The sequence below is a fragment of the Mucilaginibacter roseus genome (genome assembly GCF_021215455.1).
GTDB lineage: Bacteria > Bacteroidota > Bacteroidia > Sphingobacteriales > Sphingobacteriaceae > Mucilaginibacter > Mucilaginibacter roseus.
In genome coordinates this window covers 340,019-359,498 of record NZ_JAJPWV010000001.1, presented here as the reverse complement: position 1 = coordinate 359,498, position 19,480 = coordinate 340,019, and the positions used below count along the sequence as shown (strand labels likewise).

General features: G+C 44.5%; 10 protein-coding genes. 3 read left to right on the top strand and 7 right to left on the bottom strand.

Going from position 1 to position 19,480, the window contains the following annotated elements; translation table 11 throughout:
* Nucleotides 1-204 precede the first annotated feature (204 nt).
* Nucleotides 205-4,365 carry a hybrid sensor histidine kinase/response regulator transcription factor gene (locus LT679_RS01540; protein WP_232175139.1) on the top strand — a complete coding sequence of 1,387 codons (4,161 nt, stop codon included), beginning with the start codon at nt 205-207 and terminating at the stop codon, nt 4,363-4,365.
* A gap of 24 nt (nt 4,366-4,389) precedes the next feature.
* Here LT679_RS01540 and uxuA read toward each other — a convergent pair whose 3' ends face one another.
* The 7 genes from uxuA to LT679_RS01505 form a co-directional block, all read right to left on the bottom strand.
* Complete coding sequence (gene uxuA / locus LT679_RS01535) at nt 4,390-5,583, bottom strand: mannonate dehydratase (protein ID WP_232175138.1); 1,194 nt, start codon at nt 5,581-5,583, stop codon at nt 4,390-4,392.
* Nucleotides 5,584-5,626: 43 nt separating this feature from the next.
* Nucleotides 5,627-6,439: an SDR family oxidoreductase gene (locus LT679_RS01530; protein WP_232175137.1), complete on the bottom strand. Its 813-nt coding sequence runs from the start codon at nt 6,437-6,439 to the stop codon at nt 5,627-5,629.
* Nucleotides 6,440-6,487: 48 nt separating this feature from the next.
* A complete protein-coding gene (locus tag LT679_RS01525) occupies nt 6,488-7,603 on the bottom strand; it encodes a glycoside hydrolase family 43 protein (RefSeq protein ID WP_232175136.1) in 1,116 nt (371 codons plus the stop codon).
* Between the two features lie 107 nt (nt 7,604-7,710).
* Complete coding sequence (locus tag LT679_RS01520) at nt 7,711-8,898, bottom strand: endo-1,4-beta-xylanase (protein ID WP_232175135.1); 1,188 nt, start codon at nt 8,896-8,898, stop codon at nt 7,711-7,713.
* A gap of 136 nt (nt 8,899-9,034) precedes the next feature.
* On the bottom strand, nt 9,035-13,189 hold the full coding sequence (locus LT679_RS01515) for a hybrid sensor histidine kinase/response regulator transcription factor (RefSeq protein ID WP_232175134.1): 4,155 nt from the start codon (nt 13,187-13,189) through the stop codon (nt 9,035-9,037).
* 150 nt (nt 13,190-13,339) lie between these two features.
* A complete protein-coding gene (locus tag LT679_RS18675; RefSeq protein WP_232175133.1) occupies nt 13,340-14,107 on the bottom strand; it encodes an NUDIX hydrolase in 768 nt (255 codons plus the stop codon).
* Nucleotides 14,108-14,332: 225 nt separating this feature from the next.
* The gene (locus LT679_RS01505; RefSeq protein WP_232175132.1) at nt 14,333-16,978 is read right to left on the bottom strand and encodes a glycoside hydrolase family 78 protein; all 2,646 of its coding nucleotides are present in this window, start codon (nt 16,976-16,978) and stop codon (nt 14,333-14,335) included.
* Nucleotides 16,979-17,221: 243 nt separating this feature from the next.
* On the opposite strand from LT679_RS01505, the gene LT679_RS01500 reads away from it, so the two are divergent.
* Together LT679_RS01500 and rhaT are read left to right on the top strand one after the other, a co-directional pair.
* The gene (locus LT679_RS01500; RefSeq protein ID WP_232175131.1) at nt 17,222-18,250 is read left to right on the top strand and encodes a GntR family transcriptional regulator; all 1,029 of its coding nucleotides are present in this window, start codon (nt 17,222-17,224) and stop codon (nt 18,248-18,250) included.
* A gap of 136 nt (nt 18,251-18,386) precedes the next feature.
* Nucleotides 18,387-19,460: an L-rhamnose/proton symporter RhaT gene (gene rhaT, locus LT679_RS01495; RefSeq protein ID WP_232175130.1), complete on the top strand. Its 1,074-nt coding sequence runs from the start codon at nt 18,387-18,389 to the stop codon at nt 19,458-19,460.
* Nucleotides 19,461-19,480 lie beyond the last annotated feature (20 nt).

The following is a 19,480-nucleotide window of genomic DNA, read 5'->3' as shown; positions in this document are numbered from 1 at the left end:
TTGTCTTTTTTTATAGCACAAATGTTAAGTAATAAAAGTGTTAGCTTTTAACTAATTCTACATAAAATACTCAATATAAGACATTTAAATCATAACTACGCCTTAATTGATTGTAATGGTATCGCGTTTGATACTTTCGGCATTCGGCATTTATAGCTAATTTTAGTTGCAATAAAACCAATACGGCACCCTTGCCGCCCTAATATGATGAAGATAGCCGTGCAACGAACCATACTGTTGCTTGTAGTTTTATTTTTTGTACCGTTTTATTCAATTGCTCAAAACGCATCAATAAATTTCAGTACGCTTACTGCAAAAGATGGGGTATCATCAAACACCGTGTACGCTATACTTAAAGACCGTTATGGCTTTTTATGGTTTGCTACCGAGGATGGATTGAACAGGTATGATGGCACTAACTTCCGCATCTATCGTTACGTAGCCGGGGATACATCGAGTATCGGCGCAAATCATATAACTGCGCTTTACGAGGACAAGCGCGGTACCTTGTGGGTTGGTACCAACGGCGGATCGTTGAGTGTGTATAATCGAAACACCAATTCTTTCTTCAATTTCAATTCGGTGCCGGGTAACGTTATCGGTGGCGCGGTAACATCAATTTGCGGCGATAGTAACAATAATGTTTGGGTGGGATGCTACGATGGCTTGTTTAGCATTGACATTAACACACGTAAAGTGACGCGCATACCAACCGGCACTAACGCGGCGGGGAAGCCCACAACAAAGGTATTCCTCTCTGCATACAAAGATAGCAGGCAACGAATGTGGTTTGGCAGTGACCGGGGACTATACCTTTACAACGCCAGAAACGGAACTTTCACGCTTTACGCGCATAATAGTGATGACAATACCAGCCTGGCGGCTAACCTGGTATTATCAATAAACGAGGATAATGCACATAATTTGTGGGTAGGTACCGTTGGTGGCTTAAGCAAGTTGAATAATGACGGCAAAACTTTCACCAACTTTAAACACAACCCTAATGCTAAGGGCGGCATAAGCAGCGATATTGTATACGCAATAGCACCTGACCGTAATAACGACCTGTGGCTTGGAACAGAGGAAGGCCTTGATATATTAAATACCAAAACCGGCGCCGTAACAACTTACAAACCTGATAAACGCGACAAAAGCAGCCTTTCAAGCAGGTCGGTCAGATCCATTTATATTGATAAGCTGGGTATTTACTGGCTAGGCACTTTTCAGGGTGGTATAAACAAGTACGACAAAAACTTCAGTCACTTTAGCCGCAAGGAAAGTAATCCTTTTGATAGTAAAGGCTTAAGCGCCTCGGTAGTTACCTCATTTGCCGAGTGGAAACGTAAAGGAATATTTATAGGCACTGATGGAGGCGGCTTAAACTTGTATCACCCGGAAACCGGACTTTTTGACCATATTAACATTAAACCTAAGCGCGAGGGAACCCCGCATGGAATGGCCGTGCTTGCGCTTGAAATGGCTAAGGATGGCCAACTGTGGATAGGCACTTACCTCGACGGACTTTTTGCTTATAACCCCGCCACCGGGACGTACCGCCAATTCACAAAAGGTGCAAGTAGCATCGACTTAAATTTTAACGACATATTTTGTTTAAAAGAGGATAGCAAAGGCAATTTATGGATAGGCACCAATGGCGGTGGTATTAATATTTACAACCCGAAGAGACAGGTAATAGAAAAGATAACCAACGATTTAGGCAGCGTTAACGACGCGCGATACCCCGCGAATAATATTATCAGATCTTTCGCTGAAGATCGTCAGGGTAAAATGTGGGTTGGCACGTTTGGTGGCGGTATTTCGGTTTGGAACCCGGCCACCCGCAGGTTTAAATTTTATAACAAAACAAATAATAACCTCCCTAATGATTATGTGCTATCCCTGCTTGAGGACAGCCGCGGGCGGATATGGGCGGGTACGAGCGGCGGCGGCTTAAGCCTGCTTGATGGTGCAACAGATAAATTTATAACCTTTTCGGAAAATGACGGGCTGGCGAATGATGTAGTTCAAAAGCTCCTGGAAGATAGCAGCGGGCGGTTATGGCTGAGTACCAACCAGGGCATCAGTTCATTCGATGCTAATAACAAGAGCTTTATCAATTATACGCATCATAACGGCTTACAAAATAACCCGTTTGTACGCGGTGCCGGTTTGCGTGCCGTAAACGGCGAACTATACTTTGGCGGCCAGGAAGGCTTCAACCATTTTAACCCGCTGGGCATGAACCGGAACAAAAACGTTCCGCCGGTGGTGCTTACCGACCTCAAAGTGGATAATAAACGCGTAATGCCTGCGGATGAAGGCCCTATACTCCAACCTATCTTGCTGGCAAAGGAAATTCATTTGGATTACAGGCAAAGTTTTTCGATCAGCTTTGTAGCGCTTAATTATACAAACTCGCAGCAAAACAGGTACAAATATCGCCTGATCGGCTTCAACCGCGACTGGGTAACCGCTGGTAAAGAGCATACCGCATCGTACACCAACCTCAACCCCGGAACTTATGAGTTTCAGGTTAGGGCAAGTAATAACGACGGGCTTTGGAACGACAAGGGCAGAACAATAAAAATAATTGTAGCCCCACCGTTTTGGTTATCAGTTTATGCATTTATTACTTACCTGGCAGCTGGCCTTGCACTTCTGTTTTACATCAGGCATAGGGGCATACGCAAGCTAAAAACACAGTTTGCCCTGCAACAGGAACGGCAGCAGGCTAAACAGGCCATTGAAAGCCAGCGCCGGGAAGCTGAACATATGCGCGAACTGGATCAGCTTAAAATTAAATTTCTCACTAACCTGAGCCATGAGTTCCGCACGCCGATATCGCTTATTGTGGGGCCGGTAGATAATTTGATCGAGAGAATAAAAGAGCCTGAACTGACGGGTCAGCTGGGGCTTATAAAGCGCAATGGGCGCCGTTTGCTTAACCTGGTGAACCAATTGCTTGATTTCAGGAAAATGGAAGAAGCGGAGCTGAAACTTAAGCTTGGCCGGGGTGAAATTGTGCAATACATACGCGAGGTGACCGACTCGTTTACAGACCTTGCAGAGCGTAAACAGATCAACCTGAAATTTACTACAGATAACCACAGGGCCTTTGTGTATTTTGATCCCAACAAGGTGGAGCGTATTCTGTTCAACCTGCTATCAAACGCCTTTAAATTTACCCAGGAAGGTGGCCATATAACGGTTGAGCTTGCTGTTAATGACATTGATGGTACAGATAAAGCGAATATAACCTGCTCAGTTACTGATACAGGTATAGGCATTCCTGCCAACGTGTTATCAAAGATATTTGACCGTTTCTATCAAACGGAAACAGGGCCAGCTATTCTGAACCAGGGCTCGGGCATCGGCTTGTCAATAACCCGTGAATTTGTGAAGATGCACGGCGGACAAATTTATGCGGAAAGCGAACCGGGAAAAGGCAGCCGTTTTGTTTTTGAGATTGCGTTGCAGGTTGCTGAATCGGATAATGAAGTCTCTACAACGCCGGAGCCGGAAATTGTTACGCCCGAACCTGTAGCTATTATAGAGGAAGAACCTACAGAAACACCCACTGATGATTTGGTAAACATGCCATCGGTTTTGATTATAGACGATGACGAGGACTTCAGGTTCTACTTAAAAGATAATCTCAAAGCACATTACCGTATTTATGAGGCGGCAAATGGGAAAGAAGGCTGGCAGATGGCTTTGTCGCGCCATCCGGATGTAATCGTGTCAGACATCAATATGCCGTTAATGAATGGCATTGACCTGGGCAAAAAACTCAAATCAGACAAGCGCACCTTACATATACCTGTGATATTGCTCACCGCCTCAAACGCGGAGAACGACCAGATCAAAGGACTTGAATCGGGCGTTAACGATTTCATTACCAAACCTTTCAACTTCGCGGTATTGGAGGTAAAGATCAGGAACCTGTTAACCCAAAGCCGCAGCGCACGCGAAACTTACTCGCGCCAGTTGCAGGTTACAGCCGGTAACGTGGTGATCGAATCAGAAAACGAAAAGTTTTTAAACAAAGTGATGCAATACATTGAGCATAACTTAACTGATCCGCAGCTATCTGTTGAGGGTTTAAGCCGCGAACTGGTTATTAGCCGCGTATCGCTTTACAAAAAACTGCTGGATATTACGGGCATGTCGCCAGTTGAATTTATCCGCTCTGTTAAGCTGGAAAAGGCTGCCGTATTGCTCGAGAAAAGCGATATGAACATCGCACAAATTGCCTACCAGGCAGGCTTTTCTACCCCGAACTACTTTACCAAAGCTTTTAAAGAGAAGTACAACATGGTACCGTCAGAATACATTGAGGTTAAACGCAAATTGCAGGATGCATAAGAACCTTGACCCCAAATAAACGATTTATAATATACTGCGTTTTATCCCCATTTCAAGTCCGCGCAATTCGGCGAGGCCTTTAAGCCTGCCTATAATGGAGTAGCCCGGGTAAGTATCGTACCTAAAATCGTCCAGTATTTTATGCCCATGATCCGGACGCATGGGTATGGCTACATCCTCACGTCCATCATTTGCACGAACAAACTGCTCTCTAATAACAGCTTGCATTACTTTGAACATATCTGTATTACCGGATAAATGATCGTCCTCATAAAAGCTGCCATCCGCCTCGCGGCGCACATTGCGCAAATGTAGAAAGTGGATATGCGTACCCAAACGCTCAATCATTCCGGGCAGATCATTACCGGCTCGTGCACCAAGGGAGCCTGTACAGAACGTGATACCGTTATTTGGCGATGGATATGCATTAACCACATCACGCAAGTCATCTTCTGTAGATACTACCCTGGGTAAACCCAGTATCGGGAAAGGTGGGTCATCCGGATGGATACATAATTTAATACCTGCTTGTTCGGCATGTGGCATTACAGCTTGTAAAAAATAAGAAAGGTTAGCTTTAAGGGTGGCGGTATCTGTCAAGGCGTATTTTTTAAGGTACTCCTTGAATTCAGGTATCGTATAAACTTTATCAGTACCCGGCAAACCAGCCAAAATAGTGCGCACAATTACCTCCCGATCATCTGCCGTAAGGCCGTCGAGGTAAGCTTTGGCTGCCTGTTGCTGCTCATGCGTAAACTCTGTAAAAGCTGCTTCACGCTCCAGAATATACAAATCAAAAGCCGCTACTGCGGGGGCATGGTATCGCAAAGCGGATGCGTTATTAGGCAATCGATAGTCAAGATGGGTGCGCGTCCAATCCAACACCGGCATAAAGTTGTAGCAAACCGTTTTGATGCCCGCTTTGCCCAGGTTTTGCAGCGTTTTGATATATTTATCTATGTAGCCATCGCGCAATGGAGAGGCTATTTTGATGCTTTCATGAACATTAACACTCTCCACAACAGACCATCGCAAACCAGCGTTTTTAATCAATGCCTTGCGTTGCGCAATGGCTTGTGGCTGCCATACTTCCCCGGCCTCTACATCATGCAGAGCGGTTACTATTCCGGTAGCGCCGGTTTGACTTATAGCAGCAAGCGTAACCGGGTCATTAGGGCCAAACCACCTGAAGGTCTGTTCCAGATCTTGTACATTCATATAATGATTGATTATTAACCCCGGGACTTTTTAAGACAGTTATTTACACCCCACTATTTACGGCAAAACCACCATCCACATTCACCACGGTGCCGGTAACAAACTTTGAGGCATCGCTCAATAGCCAGATTAAAGCACCGACCAATTCGTCGGGATCGCCAAAGCGTTTAAAAGGTGTTTGCCTTATAACGGACAGCCCGCGTTGGGTGAAACTTCCATCGGGTTGTGTAAGCAGGTTACGGTTTTGTTCGGTAATGAAAAAGCCGGGAGCAAGCGCGTTCATCCGCAGCTTATCGCCATAACGGGCAGCCATTTCAACGGCAAACCAACGGGTGTAAGCATCAATCGCCGTTTTTGCTAAAGTATAGCCTAAAACCTTGCTGATAACCGTTTGCGATGCCATGCTGGATATGTTTACAATACTACCCTGCCCTCCTGTTGCCATAGCTTCGCCAAAAACCTGTGTTGGCAGCATGGATCCCCATAGGTTCAAATCCATCACATCGCGCAAGCCGTTCATATCCAGTTTGAATATATCGGCCGCCGGGTCAATAACACCTGCAGGCTTGTTGCCACCCGCGCCGTTTACCAAACCATCAATTCGGCCAAACGCTTTCAGCACTTTCCCGCGGGCAGCTATGAGGCTTTCCTCATTAAGTACATCAGCTACAAGGGCTATCGCCCTTCCGCCGCGGTTGTTCACGTCTGCAGCCCGTTGTTCTGCAACTGCCTGGTTCCGGCCAAGAATAGCCACAGCGCCCCCGGCATCAACTATCCCGTTTATAAAGGCTTCGCCTAAAACACCGGTACCGCCGGTTACAATGACAACCTTGTTTTTTAACGAAAATATCTCCATCTGTCAAAAGTAATTAATGTCTGTGCATCAACGCCCATACGCGTAGGTTTATTTAATAAAAGGGTCTATCACAGCAATAGTACCGTCGGCATTATGGGTTAATTCAGTTACCTTTATATTACGCAGATGCGTTTTGCCGGATAGCTCGGTATCGTGGTAAAAAATATACCATTTGCCTTTAAACTCTATGATGGAATGATGCGTGGTCCATCCCTGAACCGGTTTCATCAAAACGCCTTTGTATGTAAACGGCCCCATAGGTGAGTCGCCAACGGCATAGCATAACAAGTGTGTATCACCGGTAGAGTATGTAAAGTAGTATTTGTTATCATACTTATGCATCCACGATCCTTCAAAGAATCTTCTGTCATGATCTTTGCCCAGCAAAGGTTTACCCAGGCTATCCAGTATCACGGCATCCTGTGGCGCGCCGTCGAACTCCTTCATATTATCCTTAAGACGAACTACTTTGCAGGATAATGCCGGCGCATCATCATTTTTAAGATCTGTTTTTGAATCGTTAACCCGCTTGCCGTTAGCCCATTGCTGTAACTGCCCGCCCCATATGCCGCCAAAGTACATGTACGTTTTGCCGTCGGTATCGGTAAACACAGCCGGGTCAATACTATAGCTACCGGCTATTGGTTCATGCTCGGCTTTAAACGGTCCTGCCGGATTTTTAGAAGTGGCCACACCTATCTGAAAAACATCCTGCTTGTTTTTCAGTGGGAAGTACAGGTAATAGGTGCCTGACTTATAAGCAACATCAGGCGCCCATAGTTGCCTGCCTGCCCATGGAATATCCTTTACATCAAGCGCTACACCATGATCGGTTACCGGCCCGCCAATGCTATCCATCGAAAAAATATGATAATCCTTCATCGCGAAATGATCGCCGTTATCATTCTCCTTGATGCCGGCATCGTAATCGTGCGATGGATAAATATATATTTTGCCGTTAAATACGTGTGCCGACGGGTCGGCGGTGTAAATATCCTTAACAAGCGGAGGGGACAAAAACTTAACTTTCGCAGTTGTATCGGTTGCAGCGGTTGCGGTGTCGTTTTTGTTAGCTGACGAATTAGACGAGTTACAGGATAACAATACCCCAAGGGCCGCTATGTAAAACGGCGTGCCAAAACGCATTTTGTTTAGTGTTGACATAAATAGGTTATAGAAGGTTATGCGGAGATAATTTGGTTCAAAATTAGCCGGGCTTGGTTAACACCGGTAAAACAAATGTTTATAATGAGCCAACAGATGTTCAGCCATTAAAAATTAACTACAGACCAGTAAGCTTTTTTTCGGCCCAGTTGCTCATCAAACAACAGCGGGTAGGCTTTAACAACTTTTCTGCTGGTTGCTTCGCCTGCCGCGGCACCACCGGCAAGGCCACCTCTGCGTAAATCCAGCCAACTATGCTTGTCAGATACGTTCCAGAAGGTGACATTAGTAATAATGCCCTTGTATTCCCTGAGAATTTTAAATACCTCGGCATACCTGTCGGCCTGCTGTTGAGCAAGCGCGGGTGTCAGCCCTGAGTCTGCCGGCATTTGTGATGCACCCGGTTTAAATCTTTTTCTTACCGTAATATCGAGCTCAGTAACCTGGAGTTTCAATCCCAGCGACGCATACCTATCAAGCGCCTTGCGCAGCATTTCGGGTGAAGGATCATCAAGTTTCCAATGCCCTTGCAAACCTATGCCATGTATGGGTACGCCTGCATCCTTAAGGGATTTGCAAAGCTTGTATATTTTCTCGCGCTTCACTTCATCCTCACTATTGTAATCGTTATAATATAAGGCCGCTGATGGGTCTGCCGCGTGTGCATATTCAAACGCCTTGGCAATAAAATCTTCGCCACATATTTTGTACCATAAGGTATTGCGCAAATAGGTATCCTTATTATCGTCAATAGCCTCGTTAACTACGTCCCAGGCGTATATTTTGCCTTTATACCGATTAACCACCGTGGTGATATGATCTTTAAGACGAGCCAATAATACAGCCTTACTAACCTGATTACCTTCGCTATCCTTAAACATCCAGGCGGGCGCCTGGTTATGCCATAAAAGATTGTGCCCACGTATACGTATTTTATTTTTTACCGCAAAATCAACTATAGCGTCGGCACGGCTCCAATCGTAAACATTCTCTTGCGGGTGAAGCGGGCCCATCTTCATATCATTTTCAGCGGTAATACTATTGAATTCCTTTACAATCAAGTCGGCCTCGGCACCTTGTATGGCCATCATATTAACGGCTACGCCTACCGTAAAATAATTGCGGTAATAATCCTTCAAACCCTTTTCGGCTGCTGATGCCTTTATAGCCGGCTTTAGCGTATCTTTCTCCGGCAATACGTATTGCATTGAAGCAAGCGCACCGCCGAGTGCAAGCGCAATGGTTATAATTTTTACAGATTTGTTAACGAGCGTTTTTTTATAAGATTTAATCATACTGTAACTGGTTGATATGAGCGGTAAATTTGATTAAAACCCAAGCCCGATGCTGCCAATATTAGTGATTTTAATAGCTCGAATGTTAAACCATATCAATTATAACCTTTCAAGTGGCATTAAGTTCAGCTACATCTTACAGCATGTTGTTATTTTCTGTGTGCAATTTGTTTTCTTTTCGTTTTGCGTTAATATATTCTGAAGGCAAAACCTTGTACCGGGCTTTAAACAGCCGCGAGAAGTAGCTTGGTGTCCCGAAACCCGTCATATAGGCAATTTGGGCTACGTTGTAATCGCTTTTTTCCAGTAACAGCGCCGCCCTTTCAAGCTTTACTGACCGTATATATTCAACCGGACTTAGTCCAGTCATCTCCAATAACTTGTGGTATAATGATCCACGGCTCATGCCCACGTGCCTGCTCAGCTCCTCTACCGAAAGATCGGGATCGTTCAGCTTATCATCAATATATTTAACGATGTTGTTAAGCAACTTCGCGTCAGTCGATTCAATTGCAATTTCTTCGCCTTTAACCTGTATATGTTTAGAGTAAGTATCCTTAAGCGAGCGATTATACTTAAGCAGGTTTTTGATTTTGGTATTTAATATACCGAAATTGAATGGTTTGGTCAGATAATCGTTAGCGCCTGATTCCAACCCCTTTATCTGGTCTTCCTCGCCGCTTATAGCTGTCAGTAATATCACCGGTATATGGCTGGTACGTTTATCAGCCTTAAGCTTTTGGCTAAGCTGGATACCGTCCATATAGGGCATGCTTATATCGCTCACTATCAAATTGGGGTGTGTCGAAAGGGCCTTTTGCCAGCCTTCGCGCCCGTTTGCAGCCTCTACTATATTGTAATACTTTTGCAGGCTGTCCTTTAAATAATAACGAAACTCCGTGTTATCTTCTACTAACAGCACAGTAGCCAGGTTTATACTTGTATCGCTAACCGGATTAAAACTATCATTATGAGCAGCGAAAGTATTTTCAGTAATCGGTGCCTGCTCAGGCCGTTGTGGCTGTATTTCGGCCAACGGAAGAGTGATTAAAAATGATGTTCCCACATTAAGCTCGCTGTTTACGCTTATTTCGCCGCCGTGCAATTGTACAAACTCCCGGGCTATTGAAAGGCCAATCCCGCTTCCCTGGTTTAAAACCTGCGTTGGTTTATTCTCCATGAAAAAGCGGTCGAAAATCCGGGCTTGATGCGCTCTATTAATGCCTATGCCTGTATCGGTTATAACAATGCGACAACCTGCCGGTAAATTATCATCACCGGTAACTAACGAAATACTTACCGACACTGCCCCACCCTCAGCCGTGAATTTGAACGCGTTTGAGAGAATATTAAAAATGATACGTTCTATCTTATCATGATCAAACTCCGTCATTAGGGCGTCAATCTCACTTGAGATGGTAAGTGAAATTCTCCGTTTGTCCGACAGGTCTTGAAATGCTTCGGCAGCGTCTTTGATAAACGCTACGAGATCGCCGGTTTGTTTGTTGAGCTTTAGCTCCTGCTCTTCCATCTTCCTGAAATCAAGCAGCTGGTTTACCAGGTTCAACAACCGCCGCGCGTTTCGGCGTATCATTTTAATTTGTGCAGTGGCTACAGCCTGATGTGGTAAGGTGAGCAACTTATCTGCGGGTGCCATTATCAGGGATATCGGTGTTCTGAACTCATGGCTTAAATTGGTTAAAAACTTTATTTTCTGTTCATCGAGCTCATGTACACGCTCAGCCTCAACGCGTTGCTGTTCAATGAGCCGCTTTGCGTTAAGCTTTTCCTGTTCAATGGCTAAACGGTTCTTTATCTTTTGTATTCCACGGTGCCTGGTATAAAAAAGGAAAGATAAAATAAAGGCACCACAAGCAGTATATGCGTAAGGCGTGCGCCACCATGGCGGATGAATGTGCACCGCAATCGAACTTATACGCTTGCTCCATACACCCTCATTGTTGCTTGCCCGCACCTGAAATACATAATCGCCGGGATCAAGGTTGGTATAGTAAGCAGTCTTTTCTTTGCCTACATAATTCCATTCCTTGTCGAGCCCTGATAACCGGTAGGCGTAATTATTTTGCTGAGGCGCGGTATAATTGAGCGCAACGTAGCTAATCGAAAAATTTTGTCCGTAATCTAAATTGATCTCCTTTGCTACACCAACCTGTTCGGTTACAGGCGCATCCTTACCTGCTACGACTGATTTATTACCCACCTTTAAATCGGTAAGCAGCAGCTTGGGCATGTAATTGTTCACAGGCAATTCAGCCGGTTTAAAATAGTTAAAGCCATCTTGTCCGCCAAAAAAGAGCTCACCGTCTGTAGCTACTATACCGGCGCTGAACATAAATGGACTATCCTGCACACCGTTTGGCTTGCTGTAATTTTTCACCTTATTGGTTGCCGGGTCAATGCTGCTGATGCCCTTGTCTGTACTCACCCATATCAACCCCGCTTCATCCTGCAGTATTTTATGTATAATGCCATTAGCAAGCCCTTCGTTTTCGCACAGGTGGCTAAATTTTTTTTTCATGCTGTTAAAGCGGTTAAGCCCGCCCCCATTGGTACCAACCCAGGTATTGCCCGAACGATCATGCAGAATGCTCAACACCACATTGTTTGATAAACCGCTGTTGGTTTTGTTATAGAGCGTAAATTTTTTGGAGTTCGGGTTGAAAACGGCGATGCCCGTTCCGTTTGAACCCAGCCAGATATTACCTGCCTTATCCTCTTCAATAGCACGCATAAAGCCGTTTAGCGGCATATTAGCGGTACCTGCTTGGGATTGGGTACCGTAATTAAACATTTTATTAGTCGCCGGGTTAAAAACATCAACGCCACGGCCATTAGTGCCTATCCATATCAGCCCCCTGGAGTCCTGGCGGATAACGAAGATATCATTCTGGCTTAAGCCCGACCCGTCACCCACCAGGTATTGGCGGTACTTACCCGTAACCGGATCATAATTAAAAATGCCGTTTTGATAAGTTCCGATCCATAGTTTTTTATTACGATCAAGTTCAAGAGCGAGTATAGAGAGCGGGCTTCCGGAACGATCCACCTTACTTTTAATAGCTATATGATCAAAAAGTCCGGTTTTACGATTGAAAAGGTTTAAGCCGCCGCCATCGGTACCCACAAAAAAGCGATTGTTTTGATATTCAGCAAAGGCAGTTACATAGGGTGATGACAGGCCGTTAGGATCAAATGGAAAACTGCGTTTGAGGCTGAACAAAGCCAGGTTGGGGTCGTACTTATTTATGCCGCCCTGATGTGTACCCAGCCAAATAATATTGCGCTGCGCCAAAAACAGGTTTTTAACAGATTTATGTGAAAGGCTGAAAGAGGCGCGCCTGTCCGGACGGATGTTATGAAATACAGATGCTTTGCTATCAAAAATACTCAGTCCATTTTCGGTACCCAGCCATAACTTGCCATCCGGAGCAACTATAGCCGAATAAATGATATCACTGCTAACGGAATTTAAATTATTATCGTCATGCCGGTAGGTTTTAAAAGTTTTACCGTCAGGCATCAGCTTATTTAAACCTCTGTTTGTTCCGAAAAAGAGCGCGCCGGTTCTATCTTCTACGATGGTTTTCACATTGTTATCGCTGATGCTGCCCGCTGTTTTCGGATCATGCAAGAAACGCTGCATGATTTTATTTTTTGCATCATAACACAGCAAACCGCCATTGGTACCAATCCACATACGATGATGGCGATCTTCAAAAAACGACAATACCATCAGGGTATTTACCGGCTTAGGCAGGTACTTTGCAATTTTGAAAGTGGTGAGTTTTTTTGTTTTTGGATTAATGATATAGCAGGAGTTGAAACTACCCACCCATACATTACCCTCATGATCAAGATGCAAAGCTTTGGCTGTTGGTTGCGTAGTGCGGGAGAGTGCAGTATCCAATTTTATAGTTACAAATGAGTTACTTTGCTCATTGTACCAGGCAACACCACTATTATCGGTGCCTACCCATAGGATGCCAGACCGATCCTCGAGTAATGAGGTTATTTCATTAGTCGGTATGGTTGAGCTGTCCTTATCATTATGCGTATAAACGGTAAAGTTGGTTCCGTCGAATTTATTAAGCCCGTCAACCGTGCCAAACCACATTAAGCCGGATTGATCCTGTGTTATAGCACTTATGGTGTTTGACGATAACCCGTCCCTCGTTGTAAGCGCTACAAACGATGGCTCTCCCTGCCCCATTGCCGACACAATAGAACAAAAGAAGGCAACAATATATAAACAGCAATATTTTAAAGCCATAAATTATAATTGGTATTAACGCCTTTACCGTGAAAAAACTAACGGCATACTTTAGCTCGTCCAGCGTTAATTATTGGTTAATAACAAATATATACGGCTTTACCGACTTCTGCTATACTTATAAAATTTTAATAATTATTAACCGTAAGACTACCTGCCTGTAAAGGTGTGAAGATTAGGCAGAAGCTTAATCAAAGACAGCGATCGTGGATTATACAGGTCTTTATTTAATTGATAATAGCTGGCACCTTTCTTTGATGATCTGTCTTTATCTGCCGTTTTTATTAACAACCCCGTTGAAAGCAGGCGCTTGCTAAAATTGCGTTTATCAATCTGTGCGTTATAAACGCTGTCATACAGATTTTGTACCTGGGGGATGGTAAACCTGTCGGGCAGTAATTCAAACAATAAAGGATGCAACGCCGCCTTATACCGCAAGTGATTGATAGCACAATTTATCATTTCGCGCTGATCGTTTCTTAGCTTAGGCAACTTATCCAAATGAAACCACTTGTTGCCGAGGTTGTTACCAGCATTTTCATCTAACTTAAAGCCATTCATTAACGAAATATAAGTTACAGAAACCACCCGCTCACCCGGCAATTTGATTATGCCATCGCTGGTATGCAATTGCTCTAAAAAAGCGGTTGATATACCTGTCGAGCCACGCATCAGGCACCGGGCGGTATCATCCGGACTTTCGTTTTCGCCAACAACTGCCTGCGCAAAGCTCCATTTGTTCAATCCATTACTTCCGCCTTTAAACAGCAATATTTTCAAGGCATCATACTGAAAAGAAAAGGCCAAACACTCTACAGTTAACAGCACACGGGCTTTACGCACATGCGCCCTTACGGGGTACTCCGCATCCGCATGAATATTTGTTGAACCCGTAACGCTGTGACCTATTAATTCCACTTGTTTATTTTCACTTAGATAGCTTGTATTAAAGATTTTAGTACCAATTAAATATTTTACTCATACAAAACTAATTTGCAGCACTACTACCGCATATTACAAATCATAAAATTGTTAGCACGAATGTTTATCACCGGTATATTTATAGGCTATCATGTAACTTACTAATGCAAAACAAAAAAGCCCGCAATAACGCGGGCTCATTATATAACTATGGGATTAAAATCAATTCTGAAACGAATATTCGCCGCTGGCAACCGTATGTTGCTTGTACGATTTGCCCGAGGCATCCGGCACGTAAACATCCGCGGTAGTATTTGGCGGAATAACCACGGTTATATTAAATTTACCATTTTCAATTTTCCATCTGCTGCTGATCAGCCCGTAGTCGCTATCTAATGTTCCTTCTGCCGAGGTAAGCTTGCCGCCAATAATCGGTTTAATCGTAATTTTTTTATAACCAGGCGCGGCCGGCTGGATGCCTGCTATGTTTTTATACATCCAATCGCCAATGGCACCATAAGCGTAATGGTTATACGAATTCATGTTCGGGGTTTGAAAGCTACCGTCGGGTTTTATACCGTCCCAACGTTCCCAAATGGTGGTAGCGCCCATTTTAACCGGATACAGCCATGAAGGGTAGCTTTCCTGCATCAACAGATCGTAAGCCACATCGGCATGGCCAAAACGGCTAAGCACATGGCATAAATATGGCGTTCCTAAAAAACCGGTCGTCAGGTGGTTGCCGTAATCTCTTACATTGGCCACCAAACGGTCTGCCGCCTGCGCACGTTGGCTTTCGGGCAGCATATCAAATTGCAGAGCCAGTACATAAGCCGTTTGTGTTGATGATATAAGCCTGCCGCCTGCGGTTACATACTCATTTACATAAGCTTTTTTAATATCGTTGAGCAGCGCGTTATACTTATTAAAATCAGCTGTTTTGCCAAGCACCTGGGCAGCGTTTGCCAATAACTGCGTAGAATTAGCATAAAAACATTGCGCAATCATGTATTTATCAGTTACTGCCGCGCGGCCGTCGTTATCGTCGTCGGGGCGGTAAAACAGCCAGTCGCCAAAATGGAAACCGGTATTCCATAAATTGTTTCTCGAGCGGGACGTCATGTAATCTACCCAACCTTTCATGCTGGCGTACTGGTCTTCGAGTATGCGCTTATCGCCATAGCTCATATACATGCCCCACGGAATAATAGTAGCTACGTCAGCCCAACCTGCCGATCCGGCATCCGACTGGTTCAGCACGTCAGGCACCACAAACGGCACGCTGCCATCCTTATGCTGATCGGCTTTAACGTCTTTTAACCACTTGGTAAAAAACCCGCTTACATCCATGTTATAAGCTGATGTATTGTAAAATGCCTGGGCATCTCCCGTCCATCCAAGGCGCTCATCCCGCTGCGGGCAATCCGTAGGGACATCAACAAAGTTCCCTTTCTGTCCCCACACAATATTATGCTGCAGTTGATTTAAAAGCGGGTTTGATGTTTTGAATGTACCCGTAACCGGCATGGCAGAGTATAAGGCCACGGCGGTCAAGTCAGCTGGTTTCAATTCCTGCGGATAACCTTCTATCTTCACATAACGAAAGCCCTGAAAGCTAAAGTGCGGCGAGTAAACGTTTTCAGTACTTCCCTTAAGTACATAAACTGTTTGCTGCTTTGCTGAGCGCAGGTTATCTGTGTAAAAGTTACCGGCTTTATCCAACACCTCAGCGTGGGTGAGTTTTATCTGCTTGCCTGCCGGTCCATGGGTTTTTACTTCAACCCAGCCAACAAGGTTCTGGCCAAAATCAGCCACCAGATCGCCTTGCGGGGTCTTGATTATTTTAACGGCCGGTATTCGCTCGTGCTCCTTAACAACGGGACCGCTCATACCAGTCAGATCAGCATAGCCGTAATCCTTTATAGCGACTGAAGCCCAGCTATTGTCTTCATTGTAACCTGGAGTCATCCAACCGGCCTTTTCCTTGCGTGCGTCATAAACTTCGCCATTGTAGTGGCTCGATTTGAGTAACGCGCCGTAGGATGTTTTCCAGCTTTCATCGGTTACAATGGTTTCACTGCTGCCGTCGGTGTATTGCACGTTGATCTGCATCAATAAAGCGCGCGTATCACCGTAGTAGTTCTTTTTCTGGTCCCAGGTTAGCCCGCCCCTGTACCAACCATCGGCAAGCATTGCTGATAGTGCATTATCACCCTTTTTAAGTAAAGAAGTAACATCATAAGCCTGGTATTGCAGGTGATCTTTGTAGCTCGTCCAACCCGGTGTAAAATAAGCATCGCCAATTTTTTTTCCGTTGATGTAAGCCTCATATAAGCCTTTAGCCGTGATGTAGGCGGTGGCGGCTTTAACCGTTTTGCCGAGATCAACCTGTTTACGGAACAATGGACTGGCCTGCGCCGTATCAGCACCTCGCACCGCAATCCACTTGGCCTTCCAGTTGGCAGCCTTTAAGCCTGTTTGCCAGTATTGCACCTCGCTCCAGTTAGATTGATTGCCATGATTATCTTTTACGCGCACCTGCCAGTAATAGCGCTGGCCGGGCTTAAGCGCAGGGCCTTCGTAATTAACCAGCACTGATTGTTCAGTATCCTTATTTTGTTTCCAAAGTAAGTTTTTACCGCTGGTAACTTTGTCTGTCGTGCTAATTCTGATCTCGTAACGCTTTTGCCGGGTATCTTTCGTTTTTGAAACTAATTTCCAGCTCATACGCGGAACATCCGGCACTACCGATAGCGGGTTTACCTGATGCTCTACCTGTAACGCCGTTACGCTGAGCTTTTGCGCTACTGCCTGTAGATTAACGACAGCCAGTAAAAAAACAATAGTTTGTATAATTTTAGGTTTCATGCGGGTTTATAATAAATAGAACTGACCAGGAATAACCGGATGCTTTAATTTAAAGGCAAAATAATGATATTGCCTGTAACTACAGCAGGTTTACTTTACTGGTATGGCAAACGTATTGATTTGATAATTGAGAACTATCCCCTACTCTCTTTTTATGCCGCGAACAGTTTGGGATAGTTATTTAATCTCGCTACGTTAGCTTTAACGCACCAATTATGCTAACCCGAATATGATCAACAACCAATGAAGAATTATCTGAAGATTATAACGATTGATGAATACAGTGTTACGCCCAAATACAGGCAGCTGGCTAATTGTATTATTGCAGGTATAAAAGCCGGTGATGTAGTAAAGGGTGATATGTTACCCTCGATAAACGACCTGAGCATCGCGCTTGATCTGTCAAGAGGATCAATTGAACGGGCGTATAACGATATGAAGAAGGCCGGGATAGTTGCCACCATACCGGGCAAGGGTTGCTTTGTGAACCATACCGAATTTAATGACCCCACCCGTGTATTGCTGTTGTTTAACAAGCTAAGTACCCATAAAAAAATCATTTATGATGCTTTTGTGGAAACGCTGGGCAGCAATGCCTCGGTTGATTTTTATGTGTATAATAACGATGCCTATCTGTTTAAAAAAATATTAAACGAGCGCGCTCTGGAAACCTATCATAAGCTGGTAATTCTACCTTATTTTATTGACGATTATGAAGAAAGCTATCGCCTTATCAATTCCCTGCCGAAAAATAAGCTCATTATTATGGATAAGCTGCCGACGAGCATCAATGGCGAATTCGCGGCGGTTTATGAGGACTTCGCCAATGACATTTACAGCGCGCTTTTACGACTGAACGATCATCTTAAAAAATACAGGCAGCTAAAACTCATCTTTCCGGATGGGGCGTATTACTCACAGGGCATTATTCGCGGCTTTGAGAATTTTTGCCTGGACCTCGCCTTTGACTTTGAAGTATTAAGTACGCTCGAGCATCACGAGATAAGCCCTGAAACGGTATATATCAACGTAGCTGAAGATGACCTGATAAAACTAATCAGGAAAATAAAGCATACGCCTTATGTAATAGGTAAGGACGTGGGCCTGATATCATACAATGAAACAGATATTAAAGAAGTTATACTGGACGGAATAACAACCATTTCAACCGACTTTGTTGCTTTAGGAATGCGCACCGCCGAATTAGTAATGAATGATGAAAAAGGCCATTACGCCGTGCCTTTTAACGTGGTGGTACGAAACTCGCTGTGAGTAGTTAAATAGTTTCGCGCCTTACCTAATAAGACGGTAAAGGATAGTTTGCTGATACCTTAGCTATACCTTAGCCTGAAACCCCGCATATATTACGATATGCGACCAGCCGGTTACTTAAACTTAAATTTTAGCGATGCAGGTTATCTTCGGTATTATTTACCACTTTATTGGCGGCTTTGCCTCGGGTAGCTTTTATATCCCTTACAAAAAAGTAAAAGGCTGGGCCTGGGAAAGCTTTTGGATAGCGGGCGGATTGTTTTCGTGGATTATTATTCCGCCTGTGGCCGCCTGGCTTACCATACCCAACTTCACCCAAATTACAGCCCAAACCAATGGCGATATATTATTACTTACCTACTCTTTTGGCTTGTTATGGGGCATTGGTGGTTTAACTTATGGGCTGGGCGTTCGGTATCTTGGCGTATCATTAGGTAGCACTATTATTTTAGGTTTGTGCGCCGTGTTCGGCTCCATCATCCCGTCAGTTTACTATAATTTTAATCCGCAACCAGGTAAGGACACTATTACCGATATGGTACAGAATCCATGGGGACAAGTAGTGCTCCTTGGTATCCTGGTATGTGTAATTGGCATTATTATATGCGGCCGGGCGGGTATGCTCAAAGAACGTGATATGGCGGTAAACCCGCAAGCTAAGAATAAGGATTACCGTTTCGGACTCGGCATTCTTGTAGCGATTGTATCAGGCGTATTGAGCGCTTGTTTTAATTTCGGTATCGAAGCCGGTAAAGCCATGGCGACGGTAGCTAATGCCGCGTGGCAGGTTCAACACCCGCAGCGAGGGAACTTCCTTTTCTCAAACAACGTCACTTATGTGGTTATACTTTGGGGTGGTTTTACTACCAATTTCATTTGGTGTATGACACTTAATGCTCGTAACAAAACATTTGCTAACTATACTGATAGCAGCACTCCCCTGCTTAAAAATTACATCTTTTCGGCGTTGGCAGGTACTACCTGGTTTATGCAGTTCTTTTTTTACGGCATGGGCGAAAGCAAACTGGGCAATGGCGCCAGCTCGTGGATACTGCACATGGCATCTATCATTTTAATTGCCAACCTGTGGGGCTTGGCGCTGAAAGAATGGAAAGGGGTAAGCGGCAAAGCTAAAAAAACACTGATAGCCGGCATTGTTACCATCATCATATCGGTGCTATTGGTTGGATATGGTAACTCTTTAAAATAAAATCTGATAATTATAAAAAC